Source organism: Halomonas sp. 707B3, assembly GCF_024158645.1.
Taxonomy (GTDB): Bacteria; Pseudomonadota; Gammaproteobacteria; order Pseudomonadales; family Halomonadaceae; genus Vreelandella; species Vreelandella lionensis.
In genome coordinates this window covers 1-17,963 of the sequence record NZ_JAMZBE010000076.1, presented here as the reverse complement: position 1 = coordinate 17,963, position 17,963 = coordinate 1, and the positions used below count along the sequence as shown (strand labels likewise).

Sequence of the window (17,963 nt, the reverse complement as noted above, 5' to 3'; positions counted from 1 at the left end):
CCCTAAGATGAGAAGGCACATGACGCTAGGAGGTCTTACTCCCAGCGTCTATGCGGCGAACAGTTAACCCCAAGTGTCTACAAAAATGGGGCCATACCATACGCCATCTGCTCACTACTCACGATATAGCGCCCACCAGCGAGCTAGAGCCGCTAAGCGGCGGCGACAGTGCGGCGGTGTATACGTTAGCCACGCGCCAGGGGCGGGTGATCGTGAAGCATGACGATCCCGAGCGCCTCAGGGGTGAGGCAGAAGGGCTGCACGCACTTGCCGGGGCCAATACCTCGCTCATCATTCCTGAAGTGCTCGGCCAGGCGGAAGGCTGGCTAGTGATGGAAGCCCTGGAGACTCAGCCCGCCAACAAGCAGGATGCGACCGCGCTGGGAGAGGGCCTTCGCCAGCTGCACGGCGTGATAGGCGCCTCCCACGGTTGGCATAAAGACAACGCCTGCGGATTGACCCCGCAGCCCAATGCGCCACTGGCTGACGGGCGGCAGTTTCAGCGCGAGCGCCGCCTGCTCCCCCTTTGCGAGGCCTGCTTTCAGCGTGGTTTGCTTGATAGCGCGCTACGTCGCCGTATCGAGCTGCAGGCCGAACAGCTGGAAAGCTGGTTGCCGGATGCTCCTGGAAGTTTGGTTCACGGCGACCTGTGGTCGGGCAATGTACTGACCACGCCCCGCGGGCCAGCGCTGATCGACCCGGCGATTTATCGCCACTACCCCGAGACCGACCTGGCCATGCTGACGCTGTTCGGCTCCCCCGGTGACGCATTTTTCGAGGCCTACTGGAACGGCAACGCCCCGGCCGACTGGCCGAGGCGTGAAGCGCTGTTTCAACTCTACCCACTGCTTAACCATCTGCTGCTGTTTGGTGCCAGTTACCGCAGTGGGGTCGAGCGCAGCGTAACGCTGCTGGAACGCGATTAAGCGTGCGTTATTAACGTTACCAGGACTTATAAGGCAGGAATTTTCCGTTCAGGGTCAGCAGTACTCGGTCGCCTTTCGGGTCTTCGATTTTGTCCATTTCCATGGTGAAGTCGATGGCGCTCATGATGCCGTCGCCGAACTTCTCTTGCACCACGTCTTTCAGCGTTTCTCCGTACACGCCGACCACTTCGTAGAGGCGATAGATGAACGGGTCTTGGGGGATGGCTTCATCCCACGCTTTTGTGGGGAAGGCCGTGAGCGCGGTGGCGACGTCGCCATCCACTTCGAGTACGTCGCAGAGTTTATGGGCGATATCGGCGCTGGCGCTGTTCATACCGTAGCAGGCAGAGGCGACCCACACCGGCGACATGCCGACGGCGCTGGCAATGTCATCCCAACTCATTTTTTTACGGGCTTTGGCAGCCAGCAGGGTATGGCGCATTTCGAGCTGATCCATGACGGACCTCCTTGGGAGTGAACTTCACTAGGTTTTCTTGTGGTTCGGTGGCAGGGGATGCCGGGGTTGAATCTGTAGTGGTTTCTGCAGCCGCTAGCTGTACCGGGTTCACCGGCGTCGGGTAGCGCAGGCCTTGGCCGTCGAACTCCTGGGTGCGCAGCTCGCTGGAGCGGTTCACCAGGAAATCGACCAGGTAGTTACGAATCGTGTAGAAGTGCGGATGCTTGACGATCTCCGCCCGCTGGCGGGGCCTTGGCAGGTCAATTTCCACCGCTTCGGCGATGCGTGCTTGGGGGCCGTTGGTCATTAAGAAGATGCGGTCGGCCAGTAAGATCGCTTCGTCCACATCGTGAGTGATCATGAACACGGTTTGCTGATCCTGGCTCCAGATTTTGATCAGCTCGTCTTGAATGACGCCCCGTGTCAGCGCATCCAGCGCGCCGAGCAGCAGCTGCGCGATGCGTTGGAGGAGGTGGAGTCGCTCAAACGCCGGTTGGAACTTGAGAACCAGTACCGGGGGATAACCGCACTCGCGAAGTGGATGTACGGGTGATTGCGGCGACCAACCGTGAGTTAAAGGAGATGATTGATGCCGGGCAGTTTCGCGAAGATCTCTACTTCCGTTTGAACGTCTTTCCCATCGACTCCGTCCCGTTGCGCAAGCGCATTGAGGATGTGCCGCTGCTGGCGCGCCACTTTTTGCACCGTGCCTGCCTGAAGTTCAATAAGCCGGGCGTACGAATACCACCTGCCCAGTTAGAAGTTCTGACCCGTTACCCGTGGCCGGGCAATATCCGTGAGCTTGAGAACGTGATTGAGCGGCAGGTAATTGTCACCCAAGATCAGCGTCTCTGCTTTGATGATCTTTTGTTGACAGAACCCTTGCAGCGTAACACTTCCTTAAACCTGGAAGCGCACGATAGCGCCACAGTGCCCAGCTACCCGATGACCGAGCAAGCGTTCTGCCAGCGCCAGCGAAGCAATGCCCTAAAGGCACTAGAGGCAGCGAATGGCAAGGTGTCTGGCGCGGGAGGTGCTGCCGAGCTATTGGGAATTAAACCCACCACGCTGGCGTCCAGGCTACACAAGTGGGGCATTGATCCACGGCAATGTCGTAAGCGTCGTAGCAAAAAAGTCCCAACCAACGATACCTTGAACTAAGGTAAGGAAGGTTAAGCTTGACATCAGTGTTGTACACACAAATTCGACAAGTTCAAGTCTAGCATACATACATGAATGTAACTATAATGTCACTCTTTCATAATGGCGCTCTGCCGCGCCGTCTTACGTTGACACCTAGAGGCAATCCCATGCGACTAGCACACTGGGCAGTCAATGCCCCCTTTCGCCCCCTGTTGTTAGCAGTGCTCACGTCTTCTTTTATCCTGCCAGCTCAAGCGGCGGATCTTGTGACCATCACCCGTGATGCGCTGAATAACAACGCGGCCTTGGCATCAGCCCGGTCTGAGTTTTCCAGCGTAGAGGCGGCGCGAGACGTAGCACGTGGCGGACTGTTGCCGCAGGTGAATGCCTCCGGTAGCGCCACGCATAACGAGCAGTTTGAGAGCCAGGGGTCTGCCCGTAATACAGGCACGGGTACTGGCGCAGGTGCCAACGCGGGCGTCGGTGGTGGTGATGACAGCTACAACACCGTTTCATTAACGCTGGAAGCCACGCAAGCGCTGTTCAATGCCGTGACGCGCCAGGAAGTAACTCAGGCAGAGCGCCAGATTGATCAACAGGTTTATTTGCTGGCTGCCACCGAACAGCAGCTGCTGATTGATGTGGCCAGCGCCTACTTCGATATCTTGCGTGCCTATGAAGTGTTGGAAGCACGGCTAGCCCAAGAGCGTGCCATTGGCCGCCAGCTGGAGCAGGCCCGTGAGCAGTTTGAAGTCGGTTTGATTGCGATTACCGAGGTGGAAGAAGCGCGGGCGAGCTTCGACCAATCCCGCGCGGATCGCATTGCCGCCGAGAGCAACCTGCAAGTGTCGTTTGAAGTGCTGGAGCAGCTTACCGGCCAACGCTATGCCAGCATTGAGGCACTCGGTGACAGCATGCCCATCGCGGTGCCGTCTCCCACCGATCGTAACTACTGGGTTGAGCAAGCCATTGAGCGTAACCCACAGGTGCTCGCCCAGCAGGCAGGTATTGAAGTGTCCCGCGTAGGTGTGGAGCTTGCGCGCGCTGGCCGCCTGCCCACCGTGCAGGCGTTTGCCAACTATCAATATGCCGATAGCGACAGCGACGTGGTCAGCGGTTACGACACCTCCGCTCAGGTCGGTGTGTCTGCAAACGTGCCGATCTATACCGGCGGCAGCACCAGTGCCAGCATTCGCCAGGGCACTTTCCAACTAGAGAGCAGCCAGTACGATTTTGAGTCTCAGCGCCGCACCACCATCCAGCAGGTACGTTCGCTCTATACCCAGGTCAGCAACAACGTTGAAACGGTAGAGGCGCGCCAACAGGCCATCGTTTCCAACCGTAGTGCCCTGGAAGCGACCCGCGCTGGTTATGAGGTGGGCACGCGTAACATCGTGGACGTACTGAACGCTGAGCAAAACCTCTACAACGCCATCGCTAACTACGCTGAAGCGCGTTACGACTATGTCGTGAATCTTTTGTCGCTGCGCCAGCAGGCGGGGCTGCTCGACGTTGAAGCGATTGAAGAAGTGAACGCATGGCTGACCGGCGATGACGTCAACTTCACCCTACCGGAAAGCAACGAGCCCGACGCGTACCAGCGCGCAATGGACATTGGTGCACCGCCTACCCCGGGCGCCTAATCTCCGTTGTGCATGCCCCCGTGGCGATCGGTCAATGTTTAGAAAAATGAATAGGAAATCGACGCATGAAAAGAGTGATTCACTCAGGTAGAGCGAGTCTAGTGACGCTGATCGCCGCGTTAGCGCTCACGGCATGTGGTCAGGAGCAGCCACAGGAGCAGCAAAGCCAGCAGCAGGAGACACCGCCCCACCCGGTGGAAGTCACTGAGATAGCGCGTCAAGATATACCGCTGGATAAATCCTACCCCTCGCTGCTGCGTAGCGACAGCGAAGTGACGCTGGTCGCGCGGGTGAACGGCTTTCTAGAGGAGCGTCACTTCGAGCCAGGCCAAATGGTGGAGCAGGGCGACCAGCTTTATACCATTGAGCCAGACCTCTATCAGGCGACCGTTAACCAGCGTGAAGCAGACCTGCAAAGTGCTCGTGCTGAGCTTGCCCGTGCCCAGCGCGATGCCCAACGCTTTGAGCAGCTGCTGAGCCAGAATTCGGTCAGTCGCCAACAGTACGACCAAGCGCTTGCCGACCAGCGCGTGGCTCAAGCCAATGTTGCCCAGGCGGAAGCGGCGCTGACCAGCGCTAATCTGGATTTAGGTTACTCCAACGTGACCGCGCCGGTATCGGGCATGATTAGCTTAAGCCAGATTAACGTTGGCAACTTGGTCAATTCCGGCACCGAGCTGGCCACAATTACGCCGTTGGATCCGCTGGAAGTGCGCTTCCAACTGCCCCAGCGCGATGCTTTTGAGCTGCGCCGCCAGCTTGGCAATGAAGGCGATGCTTCCCAGATTACCGCCCGCTTGCGGGTGCCTGGCGTAGACGGTAGCGAAGGTAGCGAGCTTGAAGGCCGCCTGGACTTCCTTGGCTCGCGCGTGGATACCGGCACCAGCACCGTTCAAGCGTCTGCTACGTTTGCCAATCCCGATGGTGAAGTGCTGCCGGGGCAGTTTGTTCGCGTTCGTATTGAAGGGCTGAAGCGTTTTGATGTGCTAGCCGTTCCAGAAATTGCTGTCACCCAAGGCCTTATGGGGCCGCAGGTGTATGTGCTGGATGATGAGAACAAGGCCCGCGAGCGCACTGTTCAGCTGGGTGAAGTCGCAGGCCCGTGGCAAATCATCCGTGGTGGCTTGGAGCCAGGAGACCGCGTTGTGGTGGGCGACCCCGCTGGCCTAGAGGCGGGCGTGCTGATTGATCCCCAACCGTTTGAAGGTAACGCCTCTGACGTGGTGGAAGAGGCTGAGCAGGAGCAAGCCCAGGAAGAAGCGCAGGCGGCAGAAGCGATGCAAGAAGCCGGTGGCGCACAACCCGCTGAAGGGGAAGAGGGCGCGCAATAATGAATTTCTCTAACTTCTTTATCGGCCGTCCGATTTTTGCCACGGTACTGGCAATTATTGTCACGCTGGTCGGTGTGATGGCCATGCGGGTGCTGCCGATTGAGCAGTACCCCAGCGTGGTGCCGCCGACGGTGTCGGTGCAAGCCCAGTTCCCCGGGGCGGATGCTGAAACCGTGGCACAAACGGTGGCCGCACCGCTAGCGGAGGCGATTAACGGCGTTGAGGACATGCTCTACATGACCTCCAACAGCGCCGATAATGGCACCATGAGCTTGAGTGTGGCGTTTAATATCGGCACCGATGGCGATATCAATACGATTAACGTCAATAACCGTGTTCAGGGGGCGCTTTCACAGCTGCCGGAGGCAGTGCAGTCTCAGGGTGTTACTGTCGAGCTGCGTTCAGACTCCATCCTGATGCTCGTTGCCTTGACCTCGCCCAGCGGGGATTACAGCAAGGTTTACATGCAGAACTACGCCACGCTCAACATTCTGGATGAGCTGCGCCAGGTGCCGGGGGTGGGTAACGCCGAGGTATTGGGTGGCGGCGAGTTTGCCATGCGGATATGGATGGACCCCGACAAGCTGGCTCAATACGATTTGACGCCTAGCGAAGTGGCCAGCGCTATTCGAACTCAGAACACCGAGATTCCCGCCGGTAACCTAGCGGCTACACCGCAAAGCGAACCGCGCGCCTATACCTATACGATTACCGCAGGCGGACGACTGTCGAGCACCGACGATTTCCGTGAAATTTTTCTACGTACCAACCCAGATGGCTCGTCGCTGCGCTTAGAAGATGTGGCACGTATTGAGCTGGGAGCTTCCTTTTACGGGGTTGATGCCCGGCTAAACGGCGCCACTATGACGCCGATTATCATTAACCAGCAGCCCGGTGCGAACGCGCTGGAAACTGCTGATGCGGTGCGGGCCACGATGGAAGAGCTGGCGGGGCGTTTTCCGCCAGGGCTTGAGTACGTAACCCCTTACGACACCACGCTGTTTATCGATGCGTCGGTGGAAACGGTCATCAAGACGTTTATTGAAGCGTTTCTGATCGTTATCGTCATTCTGTTTATCTTCCTGCAAAACTGGCGCTTTACCGTCATCGCGATGTCGGTGGTGCCGGTGTCGGTGATTGGTACCTTTGCGGGCTTCTATCTGTTCGATTTCTCGATCAACCTGCTGACGCTATTTGCCCTGGTGCTGTCGATAGGCATCGTGGTGGATGACGCGATACTGGTGGTGGAAAACGTTGAGCGGGTACTTAGCGAAGAGGACGATATTAGCGTTCGGGATGCGACTGTTCGCGCTATGAAAGAGGTCGGTGGGCCGGTTATTGCTACCTCGCTGATTATGGCGGCGGTCTTTGTGCCGGTAGCCTTCCTGGGTGGCTTTACTGGGCAAATCTATCAGCAGTTCGCGATCACCGTGGCCATTTCGGTGGCGCTGTCGGCGCTGATGGCGTTGACCTTTACCCCGGCGCTATCGGCGATCTTTATCAAACACAATTTGCACCAGACCAAGCAGTCGGCGTTCAAGCGTGCCATCAGCACGCCGTTGCGCCTGTTTGACCGCTTCTTTGCTGGTTTCACTGCGGTTTATATGTGGTTTGTGAAGAAGCTGGTGCGCTTCTGGGTGTTGGCGCTGGCGTTAACCGTAGCCGTCGGTGCGGGTTCTTATTGGCTCTACGCGAATACACCCTCAACGCTGGTGCCGGAAACCGACCAGGGGATCGTACTCGTTAGCGTCTCCTTGCCAGATGCCGCCTCGCTGAGTCGTACGCAGGCTTATATGGCTGAGTTAAGCGAGCAGGTAGCGGCCATTCCTGGGGTTGAATACTCCTCTGCGGTGGCGGGGTACGACATCCTGTCCAGCGCGGTCAATACGGCTCGCGGCATTATGTTTATCAATATGAAAACGTGGGCAGAGCGAGAGTTAACCGCCAATGAGCTGGTGGGACGTATCATGCAGTTGGGCGCCAGTATCGATGGCGGTTCAGCGATGGCCTTTAACGTACCGCCGATCATGGGGCTATCCACCACGGGTGGTTTCACCGGTTACCTGCAGTCGTTCGATGGTGCCTCCACCCGTGAGCTGTATGAAGCCTCGCTGAAAATCATGCAGGCCGCGAATCAGCACCCTGTGCTTAACCGAGTGTTCAGTACGTTTAACGTGAACGTGCCCTCTTACCGGGCGGAAATCGACCAGCAAAAAGCGCTCAGCTACGGCGTAGCGCTGGAGAATATCAACTCTGCGTTGGCGAATACGTTCGGTAATGGGTTCGTGAACTACTTCAGTTACCAAAACCGTAACTTCCAGGTGTACTTACAGAACGAAGATGAGTTCCGTAAAACGCCGGAAGACGTCAACAACGTCTATGTGCGTGGTGGCAACGGTGAGCGTATCCCGCTCTCTGAGTTCGTGACGCTTGAGCGCCAAACGGGGCCTGCGGTGGTGTCACGGTTTGGGGTCTACGCGGGGGCCCAGTTCCAGGGTAACCCGGCAGCGGGCTACAGCTCGGCCCAAGCCATCGAGGCCATGGAAGAAGTGGTTCAAGAGACGCTGGGTGATAACTGGGGCATGGGCTGGACCGGTACGGCGTATCAGGAATCTAACCTGGGTAATACCGCAACACTTGCGATTGTGTTCGGTATTCTGATGGTGTTCTTGATTCTAGCGGCGCAGTACGAGAGCTGGTCGCTGCCGCTGGCGGTACTTACCGCAACGCCCTTTGCTTTCCTTGGCGGTATCGGTGGCATTGTGTTGCGCGGTTTGGATACCAGTGTCTACGTTCAGATCGGCATGCTGGTGGTCGTCGGTTTGGCGGCGAAGAATGCCATCCTGATCGTCGAGTTTGCCGAGCTGCAGCGTAAAGAGCTGGGTAAATCGATTCGCGAAGCGGCGATTACCGCCGCAGAGCTGCGCTTCCGGCCAATCGTCATGACCTCGCTGGCGTTTATCTTCGGCACCTTGCCGTTGGCCCTGGCGACCGGCGCAAGTGACGTGAGTAGCCACCATATCGGTACCACAGTGGCGATGGGTATGGCGTCAGTGGCGATTCTGGGCAGCCTGTTTATTCCCAGCTTCTACGCCATGATTGCCTCGGTATCGGATTGGCTCTACCGCAAGCGCCATCCGAATCAGGATCGCCAAGAGCAAGCGGAGCTTGGCCACGATAATGCTTAAGCGTTCTTGCTAGGCCTACGAAGGGCGCCCTTTAACAGGGCGCCCGTTTTTTTGTGTGGGGGCCTGACACGAGTCAAACGAAGGACTTCATAAGCCGATAAGATGAGCTACGCTAGTAGAGACCACCGTTTTCAGCTTGTGCTAATAAACGCTAATAAATAAAGCTTAGGTCAGGCGAAAACAACACTGGGCAACATGCCTGGAGGAGAACACGCCATGCAAACTCTCATATCGGCTGCTCTGCAGTTTCCTACCATCGTATTTACCTTCCTGTTGGCGCTGATCGCGCTCTATTGGCTGCTGGTGCTCATTCGGCTAGCCCCCTTGGAGCTGTTTGAGCGTGACAGCTTGCGCGATGACCATATGGCTAGCACGTTGGTATCGCTTGGGTTTGCCGGGGTTCCCGCCACGCTGGCGCTGAGCTTTTTGGTGCTCTTTGCCGGTGCGCTGTCGCTTGCTATCGAGCTTCTCGCGCTGCGTTGGATGGCGCTGGGGCTGCTCAGGGTACCGGTGGGGGTGTTAGTGGTGTGGGCAGCGTTTGCTATTGCATCGCCCATTGCTGCTGCGGTATGCCATAGCATTCAGCGTGCATTGCACCGCTATCAGCCCTTTAAACGCCGCTGCTTGTTAGGGGCAACGGTGATCGTTGCTGAACGGCAAAACGATGAATACGCCACCGCTACACTGCTGAATGAGCCTAATAGCTCCGTGAGGCTGCACTGCAAAGCGGGAGATTGCCCCGAACAGGGAGAGCGTCGTGTACTGGTTAAGTACATAGCCGACGAGGGGGCTTACCGCAGCGTGGTGGAACAGCACTATATGGATACTCGGGTTCGCTTAAATAAACTGCGTCTGCAGCATAAGCAACATCCTAATGGTTACCCAACCTAACTCAGCATGTTTTAACCAAACCAACGCCGCCACTGCTTCGCAAACCAGTGCAAGATAGAGGGCGAAGCAGTGGCGGTTGTTTCTGGTGCGCGGTAATGACTAAGTGGAACGTCGAGAAAGTGGCGAATCGGCGCTACCTGTACGGCTGTATTTAGCATGGGGGCGTGGCCACAACCATCTACAGTGAACGTTTTTAGTGATGGTTGAGCCTCGCTCATTCTAGGTAATGTTTCTGCATCCAGCAGGGTAGAGGTTTCGCCACGAATCACCATGACAGGGCAGCGGAGTTTGGCCCAATCGGCCCATATATCGCGAGGCGTATCGTGAATAAACTGCTCGCCAATGCGCGGGTCGAAGTGGTAGGTCCAGCTTCCGTCGGGTAGGCGGCGTGCGCTGCTCAGCGCTAGCTCCCGCCACTCCTCTTCTCTAGAAATGCCAAAACTGGCGTAGTGCTTGGTAAGCTCAGCTTTTAAGTCGGCAAAGTTGTTGAAGCGATGGGTAACGCCAAAGTAGCTAGAGAGCGCAATAAGGCCCTCTTTGTTTAGCTCTGGCCCGACATCGTTAAGAATTAACCGCGAGATGCGCGAGCGATGCTGATCATCTGCCGCGATGAGCAACCCCAGTAAGCCACCCATAGAGGTGCCCAGCCAATCCACGTGTTCGAGCTGGTAATGATCCAGCAGCGCAATGGCGATGGTGATGTAATGGCTGTAGAGATAGTCGTGGGCGGGGAAAAGCGACCAGCTGGAAAGCCCACGCCCCGGCGTATCGGGTGCGATTACCCGCCATTCACTGCCCAGCTCCTGGGCTAGGGCAGCAAAATCACCGCCGTGTCGGGCCAGCCCGTGCCAAGCAATCAGAGTCCGTTTAGCATCAGGGTTCCAAATGCGGACAGCGATATCAAGCTCACGCACACGGACAAACTCAAGTACATCCATTTAAGACTCCTATACAGGGACTTGCTCAGTATAGAAGTATTGCTGCAGTGCAGCGAGAAGGCTAGCGTTGCAGCATCTTAATTAAGGCATCAATGAGCTCAGCGCCTCGGGCTCGCAAGGAGAAGGCGTCGGGGTTACGTAGCCAGTCGTGGAAAAGGCCACCTAACGTGGACTGCATCAACCGTGTGGCAACTTCTGGGGTGATATCGTCGCGTAACAAGTGCTGCTGTTGGGCTAATTGAAAGACGAGAAGCATTTCGTCAAAGCACTCTTCGGAAATCTCGTCCTGCATCTCGATCGGGTTGATATCGCTAAAAAATTCACAGCGATGCAGCAAAATAGATAAGATGCGCTGGTGGGAAGGCTGTTCTAAACGGTTTAACCCCGCATGGCAGGCAAGCCGAATAGCTTCCAGCGGTGAGATAGTTGGGTCAGTATTATTGACCTCTTCCATCAGCGACTGGAACGGCATGCGTACCCGTTCCACCAGCGCCATGAAAAGGTCACCCTTATTTTTAAAGTGCCAATAAACGGCACCCCGGGTTAGGCCGGCATGGCGGGCGATTTGCTCAAGCGACGTGCGGGCTACGCCTTTTTCGAAAAACACCTCTTCAGCAGCATCCAACAGCGCTTCGCGAGTTGCAGCAGCCTCCGCTTTGGTTTTTCTTACCATGAAACCGTAACCTCGATATCGACACGTGATCGCTATATTTTATCTGAAGTATCGCCTCTTTTACATTCAAAACTGTATGGATAAGCTGTTTAAGTTGATAATGTAGGTTAGGAAGCTCGTCATTTAGTCTTAAAAAGCGTATAAGACGTATTTGAAAACGCTGTTTTAAAACGCTTTGGTCACCATGTGATGTGACCGGGGCAGCACTGCTTCAACGCACGTTTAAGGAATTGCAATGGCGCGAGCACCTTTCACTCTAGCTGGGCATACCGTCATGCCTGGGCAACGTTTACAGATCGACGTGCCGGTGGCGCGCTTGTATACCCATACGCCGCTACATATTCCGGTAGAAGTGGTGCATGGGCGTAAAGACGGCCCGGTGATGTTGGTATGCGGGGGGATTCACGGTGACGAGATTAACGGGGTCGAAATTGTCCGCCGTTTGCTGCGCTCTAAAGCGATTAACAGCCTGCGCGGTACGCTGATAGCGGTGCCCGTGGTGAACGTATTCGGCTTTCTGCAGCAAACACGCTACCTGCCTGATCGGCGAGATCTAAACCGTTGTTTTCCCGGCAGTGAAAAAGGCTCTTTGGGCGGCCGTATCGCTGCGCTGTTCCGCGAAGAGATTGTCGATCACGCCACGCATATTATCGACCTTCACACCGGCGCCATCCACCGCACCAATTTGCCGCAGATTCGCGCGCAGCTAAGCGCGGGTAGTGAAACTGAGCGCATGGCCGATGCTTTCGGTGCCCCGGTGGTGTTAAACGCTGAGCTACGTGAAGGCAGCCTGCGTCACTATGCTCAGAATCGTGGTATTCCGGTACTTACTTATGAAGCGGGCGAAGCGCTGCGCTTTGATGAGTGGGCGATTGCCCCCGGTGTAAAGGGTATTCTACGCGTGATGCGGCGCCTGGGGATGTTAGCAGGCGAACAGCGCCGCCGTGCGCCCGCACCGGCTGAGCTTGCTAATGGCTCTAGCTGGGCGCGAGCACCCATCGACGGCATTTTACGCCCCAAGGTGCGCTTGGGCGCGCGAGTGGCGAAAGGCGAGATACTTGGTAAAGTCGCTGACCCATTTGGTAATGACGAAGGCGAAGTGCTCGCCATGGCGGACGGTATTGTGATTGGCATGAGCCGTTTACCGCTGGCTAATGAAGGTGAAGCGCTTTATCACATTGCCCGTTTTGACGAAATTGAAGAAGCTGAAACGGCCATTGAGAGCTTCCAATCTAGCCTGACCCCGCCACCGGATGCGATGTACTAACATCCAACGCAGCTAATAAACAAAAGCTATTGCTCTAATAGCCAAGTATCTGGTGCCATGGATGGCGCAATACCTCCTTGTTGACTATACCTGTGTGGGGGCCGCTTTAGCTTACATTAAATAGTGTTGCAAAAGCGGTCATTTCCAGTGGTGCAGACCGTGCCATGTCGAGTGTGACAAGGAGGAAGAGCAATGAGCAGTGGTAGCCAGCATCCCACCACTAATGAGTCAGGTATTCCGGTTGCGAGCGACGAGCACGCGCTCTCGGTAGGCGCCGATGGCCCGATAGTGATGCACGATCACTATCTGATGGAGCAAATGGCAGCGTTTAACCGTGAAATGATTCCTAACCGCCAACCCCATGCTAAGGGCAGTGGAGCATTTGGCCACTTCGAAGTCACCCAGGATATCAGCCAATACACCAAGGCTAAATTTCTGCAGCCTGGCATGAAAACCGATGTGCTGATTCGCTTTTCGACCGTAGCGGGGGAGAGCGGTAGCCCGGACACATGGCGCGACCCGCGCGGTTTCTCGATTAAGTTTTATACCGAGGAAGGCAACTTTGACATGGTGGGTAACAACACCCCCGTGTTTTTCGTGCGCGACCCGATGAAGTTCCAGCACTTCATCCACTCCCAAAAGCGCCGTGCGGATAACGGCCTGCGCGATCATGATATGCAGTGGGATTTCTGGACGCTGTCGCCAGAATCTGCCCACCAAGTCGCGTGGCTAATGGGCGACCGCGGTGTACCGGCCACATGGCGACATATGAACGGCTACTCCAGCCATACCTATATGTGGGTAAACGCAGAAGGCGAGCGGTTTTGGGTGAAGTATCACTTTAAAACCGATCAAGGCATTAAGTGCATGACCCAGGAACAGGCTGACCAGATGGCCGGCAGCGATGCGGATTACCACCGCCGCGACCTGTTTGAGGCGATCAAGCGCGGGGATTACCCCACCTGGACGCTGCAGATGCAGATCATGCCGTTTGAAGACGCCAAAACCTACCGAGTAAACCCCTTCGATCTGACCAAGGTGTGGTCTCATAAAGACTACCCGTTGATTGAGGTCGGTAAGCTGACCCTGGATCGTAACCCCACGGATTTCCACAGCGAGATTGAGCAGGCCGCGTTCGAGCCCAACAACATGGTGCCGGGCACCGGGCTTTCTCCAGATAAAATGCTCTTGGCTCGTTCTATTTCCTACGCCGATGCCCACCGTGCGCGGTTAGGGGTGAACTACAAGCATATTCCGGTTAATACGCCCAAGAGCCCCGTGCATAGCTATACCCAGGGCGGCGCGATGCGCATTCGTCACTCCACCGACCCGGTGTACACGCCCAATAGCAAAGGCGGCCCCAAGGCAGACGGGCAGCGCTACCCGGAAGATGCGGTGTGGTCGACAGATGGGCAATTCGTGCGCGCCGCGTATACGCTGCGCAAAGATGATGACGACTGGAGCCAAGCGCACGCACTAGTGCGTGAGGTGATGGACGATGACCAACGCGACCGTTTGGTTTCCAACGTGGTGGGGCACCTCTCTGATGGCGTGACCGAGCCGGTCTTGGAGCGCGCCTTTGAGTACTGGCGCAATATCGATCAAGAAGTAGGCGAGCGTATTGAGCAAGGCATTCGCGCGCAGTAGCCTCCCAAAAGAAAACGCCCAACGATAAAATCGCTGGGCGTTCGTTAAACCGCCAGCCTGTTGGCCGTTAGGTCACGGGCTGGCGGTTTGTTTGCTCGTCGAGAGGCTCCGCTTCGAACTCAGGCTCACGAACCAAGCCGAGCGCGTCATCAAACAAGCGTAAACCTGCACCCTCTTTATGTGCGTGCTCTGAGAGATGACGACGGAACCGACGCCCGCCAGGGCAGCCCTGAAAAAGCCCCAGCAAGTGGCGAGTAATATGGTTGAGCTTGGCACCTTCATCCAACCGCTGCTGAATGTACGGGCGAAACGCCAAGGCCGCTTCCAAGCGCGTACGGGCCGGGCCCGGCTCGCCAAAGAGCTGCTCATCCACGCCTGCCAATAACCACGGATTTTGGTACGCCTCACGACCCACCATCACGCTATCCACCTGCTCAAGTTGCGCTTGGCACTCCGCCAGGGTTTTAATCCCGCCGTTGATACCAATATGCAGCTCAGGATGGCTCTGCTTTAGCCGGTGCACGCGGGGATAATTGAGCGGCGGAATATCGCGATTCTCTTTCGGCGACAGCCCCTGCAGCCACGCCTTGCGGGCGTGCACGGTAAACACTTCACAGCCTGCTGAGGCCACAATATCAATAAACCGCGCTAAATCCGCGTCTTCATCCTGGTCATCAATACCAATACGACACTTCACCGTGACCGGAATCGACACCGCCGCCTGCATGGCCTTCACCGCCGCCGCCACTTTTTCGGGGTGACCCATGAGGCACGCGCCAATCATATTATTCTGCACCCGGTCGCTAGGGCAGCCAACGTTCAGATTGACCTCATCATAGCCCCACGCCTGCGCAATGGCCGCGCACTCCGCCAGCTCACCCGCATCGCTGCCCCCCAACTGCAAAGCAATCGGATGCTCCACCTCGCTATAGCCCAAAAAGCGCTCGCGGGGAGAACCATGCAGCACCGCACCGGTAGTCACCATCTCGGTGTACAGCAGCGCCCGCTTGGTTAGCGTGCGCGCGAAGGCTCGGTAGTCTCGGGTAGTCCAGTCCATCATGGGGGCAACAGAAAATCGGCGGGCCGCTTCTGCTGGGTTTTGTTTCGTCATATTAATCACTTGCATACTTGGTATGCGATGTAAGTACACACATCTATTGCCCTCTGATCGTGGCTATTCGCTAAATGAACAGCAGCACCATGACCTACCATGGTGGCTATCAGAAGTGGTGGGCGCGTTGGCGGGCAATTGTACGCAAGAAAGGGTAGGCAGCACAAAATAAGTCGCTGCGCCTTGATGCACGGGTGGGGCGCCTCAAAAATTCCTTCCGACATCGCAGGTGTTCATCATCCTTGCTAAGTTCTGGTTATTTTTGCAGTACTAGGCTTTAAGCGCGATTCAGCGCATCGCTCATAATGGAGCCAACAGCGGAACGCGGATGCGAGTGAACTCCTGTGGGCCTGCCGTGGTGGGGATGAAGCACCTACCGGTAGCAGAGATGGACCGGCGGAAGTTTCCGCCTAGCTGTTTTTCGGGATCAGCGACGAGGTGCCCCAGGTGGGCCGTGGATGGAAGGCGACGTGCTGGTGGTAGACGAAGCCCAATTGTATGGCCGCGCCAATCTGGTAGTGTCGGAGGTAGAGGGCGAGTTCCGATTATTCAAAACCCACCGCGTCGGCAGCCGCTGCCGCTTGATGCCACCCTCAGGCAGGGAAGGGTGCTTCATCACCGCTAGACAGTTTCGCGGGGTGGTGGTCAGGCAAGCGCGGTGTTGGGCGGTGTAAGCCATTTCTTACAAAAGTATGGCGAAAGGCTTACATCATCGGTTAAGTTTATTTGTCATAGTGACCTTGTCGCCCAATAGCACGCGTTGCGCAAGCGCATCGCCAGAATATTGCGGCAGCAAAACCCTCAACCATGTGGAGTGGCTGGGGGTTTGTATTGGATCATGGCCTGAGCGGTACGGCTGGTTGCTCCAGTGCTGGTATGCAAGGGGGAGTTAGTGCACCAGGCATACTGTGAATGGGGTGGCCGTTCTAATTGGCCGTTATAGCCAGCGGCGGAAGATTTTTAATATCAGAATAAAAGGGACTCAACATGATGGGACAACCGTTAGACGGAGTACTGAATCAGGCGCAACGTAACACGCTAGAAATCGTAGATTTCATTTTTCATATCATTGACCCCGAGGCTCCTGGGAAGGTAATAAAGCTCGACGAGGTTCAGCTGCAAGATAAACAGAAAACTTTCTTTCTTGATAGGCTGCGGGACATCGCCGAAGGCACACAATATGTTTTTAATCCCGAAGCAGTGAATCTGCAGGATCAAAGTCAACAGCTCATTGATGATCGTGATGGATTCATTGAGCTTTCATACCTAATGACTCAAGAGTTTGCACGCCTCCACCGTGGTCAAATGTCGGCGGGTGTTTTCATTGTCTCAGTGGTTAAGTACCTAGCCGATGCACATGATTGGCAACAATTAGCGTTCCTAGTAAAGATGGATCAACAGGAATCATTTGCTTACAGCTATGAAGAGATAGACGGTCGGAGAGTAGCTGTTGTCAACGAAATTCCCAATGCTCTCAACGAGAATAAACATGCGATTCAAAAGAGTGCGTTAATCGATCCTGCAAACCAGTTTGCTTGGGATGTATTGGCCTTTGATCGTGTCAAAAAGCCAGTATTGAGTGATTACTTCCAGTCTTTCCTAGGCGTAATTGAACGTCAGCAGGATGCAGCATTAACCCGGATGGCTTATTCAGCGGTTCGGAAGTGGGCTAAAGATGTGCCCCGGGATCAACTTCCTCCAGGAGAAGATGTAAACACTTACAGAGAAAGAGCGCTTAATTACCTAAACGACCATGATACTTTTGAGACGGATGCATTTCTTGATTCAGTAGTAAAAGATGAAAATGCTGAGCGAAAAGCAAAGCATATGGGGGCACTACGAGATGCCTTAGCTGAAAATGGCGTGGCTGGCCAAAGCTTTCGGCCTCGTCCCGATTCCCTGCCTAAAAAGCAGCGCAAGCAGGTCTATGAGACCTCAGAAGGTGTTACGATAATATATGAAGGCAGTCGTGAGGAAGCAGGCATGCACATTGAAGATATAGATGGTGGCGGCAAGCGTATCACTATCGAAACCCACCAGCTAACGCCTAAAGGTTAGAGCCGCAATGTATCCTGTTTTGGATCTGCTCCAGGCCATTGATGATCTTCGCCCTCATGCATCGCAAGAAATTGATGAGGGCTTACGCTTGATTATGGAAGGTGATGAGCTTAGCGCATCTGTGCGAGAAAGGCTGTTGAGCGTATTTAACCACATTGAGCGATTAGGCATTGAATCGCCAATGCTGAAAATCGTTGATACTGGCGACACTATTGATGCAGAAGATCTATCTACAAGCGATTTTGATGGTGAACCTTGGCGTTTAATCTTAGGTAAAACGCCCATAGCAGGTCGCCTCCGAGCAAGAGGCGATGAGACAACATTACTGTTCTTTAGTGTTAATGGTTTCCAGCAGTGGCTTATTAACTGGGACCCTTGCTTGTACCCTACAGGCAATATCCCTGACTTTGCGAAGCCCGTGACAATAAGAGTTCAAGGGCTTTCGCAAAGTGTTGGAGGACCACTTCTCTGGGTTATGCCTCCAGGAGCGCCATGCCCTAGCGTTGAAACAATTAGCCTGCCCGAATCTAAAGACGTTCATGGATTAATTCATACTAACGCTACCCGTGGACTACGGGTTTGCCCTATGGGATACCTGAATCCGTGAAGCCGGCGCCGACACTTTCCCTATCACCGCCAGCGAGCACTTTTTGATCATTCGCCCCGTGCAAGTTGGCTTTCGCAAGCCCG

General features: G+C 55.6%; 17 protein-coding genes. 12 read left to right on the top strand and 5 right to left on the bottom strand.

What is annotated here, in order from left to right; genetic code table 11:
• Positions 1–50: 50 nt before the first annotated feature.
• Positions 51–926, top strand: a complete 876-nt coding sequence (locus BIS10_RS11265; RefSeq protein WP_253505369.1) for a fructosamine kinase family protein — start codon at positions 51–53, stop codon at positions 924–926.
• 16 nt (positions 927–942) lie between these two features.
• On the opposite strand, the gene cynS is transcribed toward BIS10_RS11265, so the two are convergent.
• Together cynS and BIS10_RS11255 are read right to left on the bottom strand one after the other, a co-directional pair.
• The gene (gene cynS, locus BIS10_RS11260) at positions 943–1,383 is read right to left on the bottom strand and encodes a cyanase (RefSeq protein WP_083026652.1); all 441 of its coding nucleotides are present in this window, start codon (positions 1,381–1,383) and stop codon (positions 943–945) included.
• Positions 1,334–1,750: a hypothetical protein gene (locus BIS10_RS11255; protein ID WP_392567170.1), complete on the bottom strand. Its 417-nt coding sequence runs from the start codon at positions 1,748–1,750 to the stop codon at positions 1,334–1,336. Before BIS10_RS11255 ends, cynS begins: the two co-directional genes overlap by 50 nt.
• Positions 1,751–1,753: 3 nt before the next feature.
• On the opposite strand from BIS10_RS11255, the gene BIS10_RS11250 reads away from it, so the two are divergent.
• The 6 genes from BIS10_RS11250 to BIS10_RS11225 all read left to right on the top strand — a co-directional run bounded on the left by BIS10_RS11250 (position 1,754) and on the right by BIS10_RS11225 (position 9,579).
• On the top strand, positions 1,754–1,936 hold the full coding sequence (locus tag BIS10_RS11250) for a hypothetical protein (protein WP_083026650.1): 183 nt from the start codon (positions 1,754–1,756) through the stop codon (positions 1,934–1,936).
• Entirely contained in the window at positions 1,933–2,544 is a 612-nt protein-coding gene (locus BIS10_RS11245) for a sigma 54-interacting transcriptional regulator (RefSeq protein WP_253505367.1), read from the top strand. The genes BIS10_RS11250 and BIS10_RS11245 overlap by 4 nt, the downstream gene beginning before the upstream one ends.
• Positions 2,545–2,693: 149 nt before the next feature.
• Positions 2,694–4,169 (top strand): TolC family outer membrane protein, encoded by a 1,476-nt coding sequence (locus tag BIS10_RS11240; protein WP_253505365.1) that lies wholly within the window; start codon positions 2,694–2,696, stop codon positions 4,167–4,169.
• A gap of 65 nt (positions 4,170–4,234) precedes the next feature.
• A complete protein-coding gene (locus BIS10_RS11235) occupies positions 4,235–5,500 on the top strand; it encodes an efflux RND transporter periplasmic adaptor subunit (RefSeq protein WP_253505363.1) in 1,266 nt (421 codons plus the stop codon).
• Entirely contained in the window at positions 5,500–8,688 is a 3,189-nt protein-coding gene (locus BIS10_RS11230; protein ID WP_253505361.1) for an efflux RND transporter permease subunit, read from the top strand. Before BIS10_RS11235 ends, BIS10_RS11230 begins: the two co-directional genes overlap by 1 nt.
• A 216-nt stretch (positions 8,689–8,904) precedes the next feature.
• Positions 8,905–9,579 carry a hypothetical protein gene (locus BIS10_RS11225; RefSeq protein ID WP_253505359.1) on the top strand — a complete coding sequence of 225 codons (675 nt, stop codon included), beginning with the start codon at positions 8,905–8,907 and terminating at the stop codon, positions 9,577–9,579.
• An 11-nt stretch (positions 9,580–9,590) separates the two neighbouring features.
• Here the strand turns inward: BIS10_RS11225 and BIS10_RS11220 are convergent, their stop codons facing one another.
• Entirely contained in the window at positions 9,591–10,517 is a 927-nt protein-coding gene (locus BIS10_RS11220) for an alpha/beta fold hydrolase (RefSeq protein ID WP_253505356.1), read from the bottom strand.
• Between the two features lie 61 nt (positions 10,518–10,578).
• Positions 10,579–11,190 carry a TetR family transcriptional regulator gene (locus BIS10_RS11215; protein WP_253505353.1) on the bottom strand — a complete coding sequence of 204 codons (612 nt, stop codon included), beginning with the start codon at positions 11,188–11,190 and terminating at the stop codon, positions 10,579–10,581.
• Positions 11,191–11,425: 235 nt separating this feature from the next.
• On the opposite strand from BIS10_RS11215, the gene BIS10_RS11210 reads away from it, so the two are divergent.
• Both BIS10_RS11210 and BIS10_RS11205 read left to right on the top strand, forming a co-directional pair.
• Positions 11,426–12,457 carry a succinylglutamate desuccinylase/aspartoacylase family protein gene (locus tag BIS10_RS11210; protein ID WP_253505350.1) on the top strand — a complete coding sequence of 344 codons (1,032 nt, stop codon included), beginning with the start codon at positions 11,426–11,428 and terminating at the stop codon, positions 12,455–12,457.
• Positions 12,458–12,649: 192 nt separating this feature from the next.
• Positions 12,650–14,104, top strand: coding sequence for a catalase (locus BIS10_RS11205; protein WP_253505347.1), 1,455 nt, complete (start codon positions 12,650–12,652; stop codon positions 14,102–14,104).
• A 67-nt stretch (positions 14,105–14,171) separates the two neighbouring features.
• Here BIS10_RS11205 and dusA read toward each other — a convergent pair whose 3' ends face one another.
• Positions 14,172–15,215 (bottom strand): tRNA dihydrouridine(20/20a) synthase DusA, encoded by a 1,044-nt coding sequence (dusA, locus tag BIS10_RS11200; RefSeq protein WP_253505344.1) that lies wholly within the window; start codon positions 15,213–15,215, stop codon positions 14,172–14,174.
• A 458-nt stretch (positions 15,216–15,673) separates the two neighbouring features.
• Between dusA and BIS10_RS11195 the strand changes: the two genes are divergently transcribed.
• The 3 genes from BIS10_RS11195 to BIS10_RS11185 all read left to right on the top strand — a co-directional run bounded on the left by BIS10_RS11195 (position 15,674) and on the right by BIS10_RS11185 (position 17,880).
• Complete coding sequence (locus BIS10_RS11195; protein WP_083026638.1) at positions 15,674–15,889, top strand: hypothetical protein; 216 nt, start codon at positions 15,674–15,676, stop codon at positions 15,887–15,889.
• Positions 15,890–16,202: 313 nt separating this feature from the next.
• Positions 16,203–17,273 (top strand): nucleoid-associated protein, encoded by a 1,071-nt coding sequence (locus tag BIS10_RS11190; protein WP_253505340.1) that lies wholly within the window; start codon positions 16,203–16,205, stop codon positions 17,271–17,273.
• A 7-nt stretch (positions 17,274–17,280) separates the two neighbouring features.
• Positions 17,281–17,880 carry a hypothetical protein gene (locus tag BIS10_RS11185; protein ID WP_253505337.1) on the top strand — a complete coding sequence of 200 codons (600 nt, stop codon included), beginning with the start codon at positions 17,281–17,283 and terminating at the stop codon, positions 17,878–17,880.
• Positions 17,881–17,963 lie beyond the last annotated feature (83 nt).

Coding starts and splice junctions, on each gene's coding strand:
- dusA (WP_253505344.1), bottom strand. CDS start 15,215: ATGACGAAACAAAACCCAGCAGAAGCGGCCCGCCGATTTTCTGTTGCC.
- BIS10_RS11185 (WP_253505337.1), top strand. CDS start 17,281: ATGTATCCTGTTTTGGATCTGCTCCAGGCCATTGATGATCTTCGCCCT.
- cynS (WP_083026652.1), bottom strand. CDS start 1,383: ATGGATCAGCTCGAAATGCGCCATACCCTGCTGGCTGCCAAAGCCCGT.
- BIS10_RS11240 (WP_253505365.1), top strand. CDS start 2,694: ATGCGACTAGCACACTGGGCAGTCAATGCCCCCTTTCGCCCCCTGTTG.
- BIS10_RS11195 (WP_083026638.1), top strand. CDS start 15,674: ATGGAAGGCGACGTGCTGGTGGTAGACGAAGCCCAATTGTATGGCCGC.
- BIS10_RS11225 (WP_253505359.1), top strand. CDS start 8,905: ATGCAAACTCTCATATCGGCTGCTCTGCAGTTTCCTACCATCGTATTT.
- BIS10_RS11210 (WP_253505350.1), top strand. CDS start 11,426: ATGGCGCGAGCACCTTTCACTCTAGCTGGGCATACCGTCATGCCTGGG.
- BIS10_RS11205 (WP_253505347.1), top strand. CDS start 12,650: ATGAGCAGTGGTAGCCAGCATCCCACCACTAATGAGTCAGGTATTCCG.
- BIS10_RS11235 (WP_253505363.1), top strand. CDS start 4,235: ATGAAAAGAGTGATTCACTCAGGTAGAGCGAGTCTAGTGACGCTGATC.
- BIS10_RS11230 (WP_253505361.1), top strand. CDS start 5,500: ATGAATTTCTCTAACTTCTTTATCGGCCGTCCGATTTTTGCCACGGTA.
- BIS10_RS11220 (WP_253505356.1), bottom strand. CDS start 10,517: ATGGATGTACTTGAGTTTGTCCGTGTGCGTGAGCTTGATATCGCTGTC.
- BIS10_RS11265 (WP_253505369.1), top strand. CDS start 51: ATGCGGCGAACAGTTAACCCCAAGTGTCTACAAAAATGGGGCCATACC.
- BIS10_RS11190 (WP_253505340.1), top strand. CDS start 16,203: ATGATGGGACAACCGTTAGACGGAGTACTGAATCAGGCGCAACGTAAC.
- BIS10_RS11215 (WP_253505353.1), bottom strand. CDS start 11,190: ATGGTAAGAAAAACCAAAGCGGAGGCTGCTGCAACTCGCGAAGCGCTG.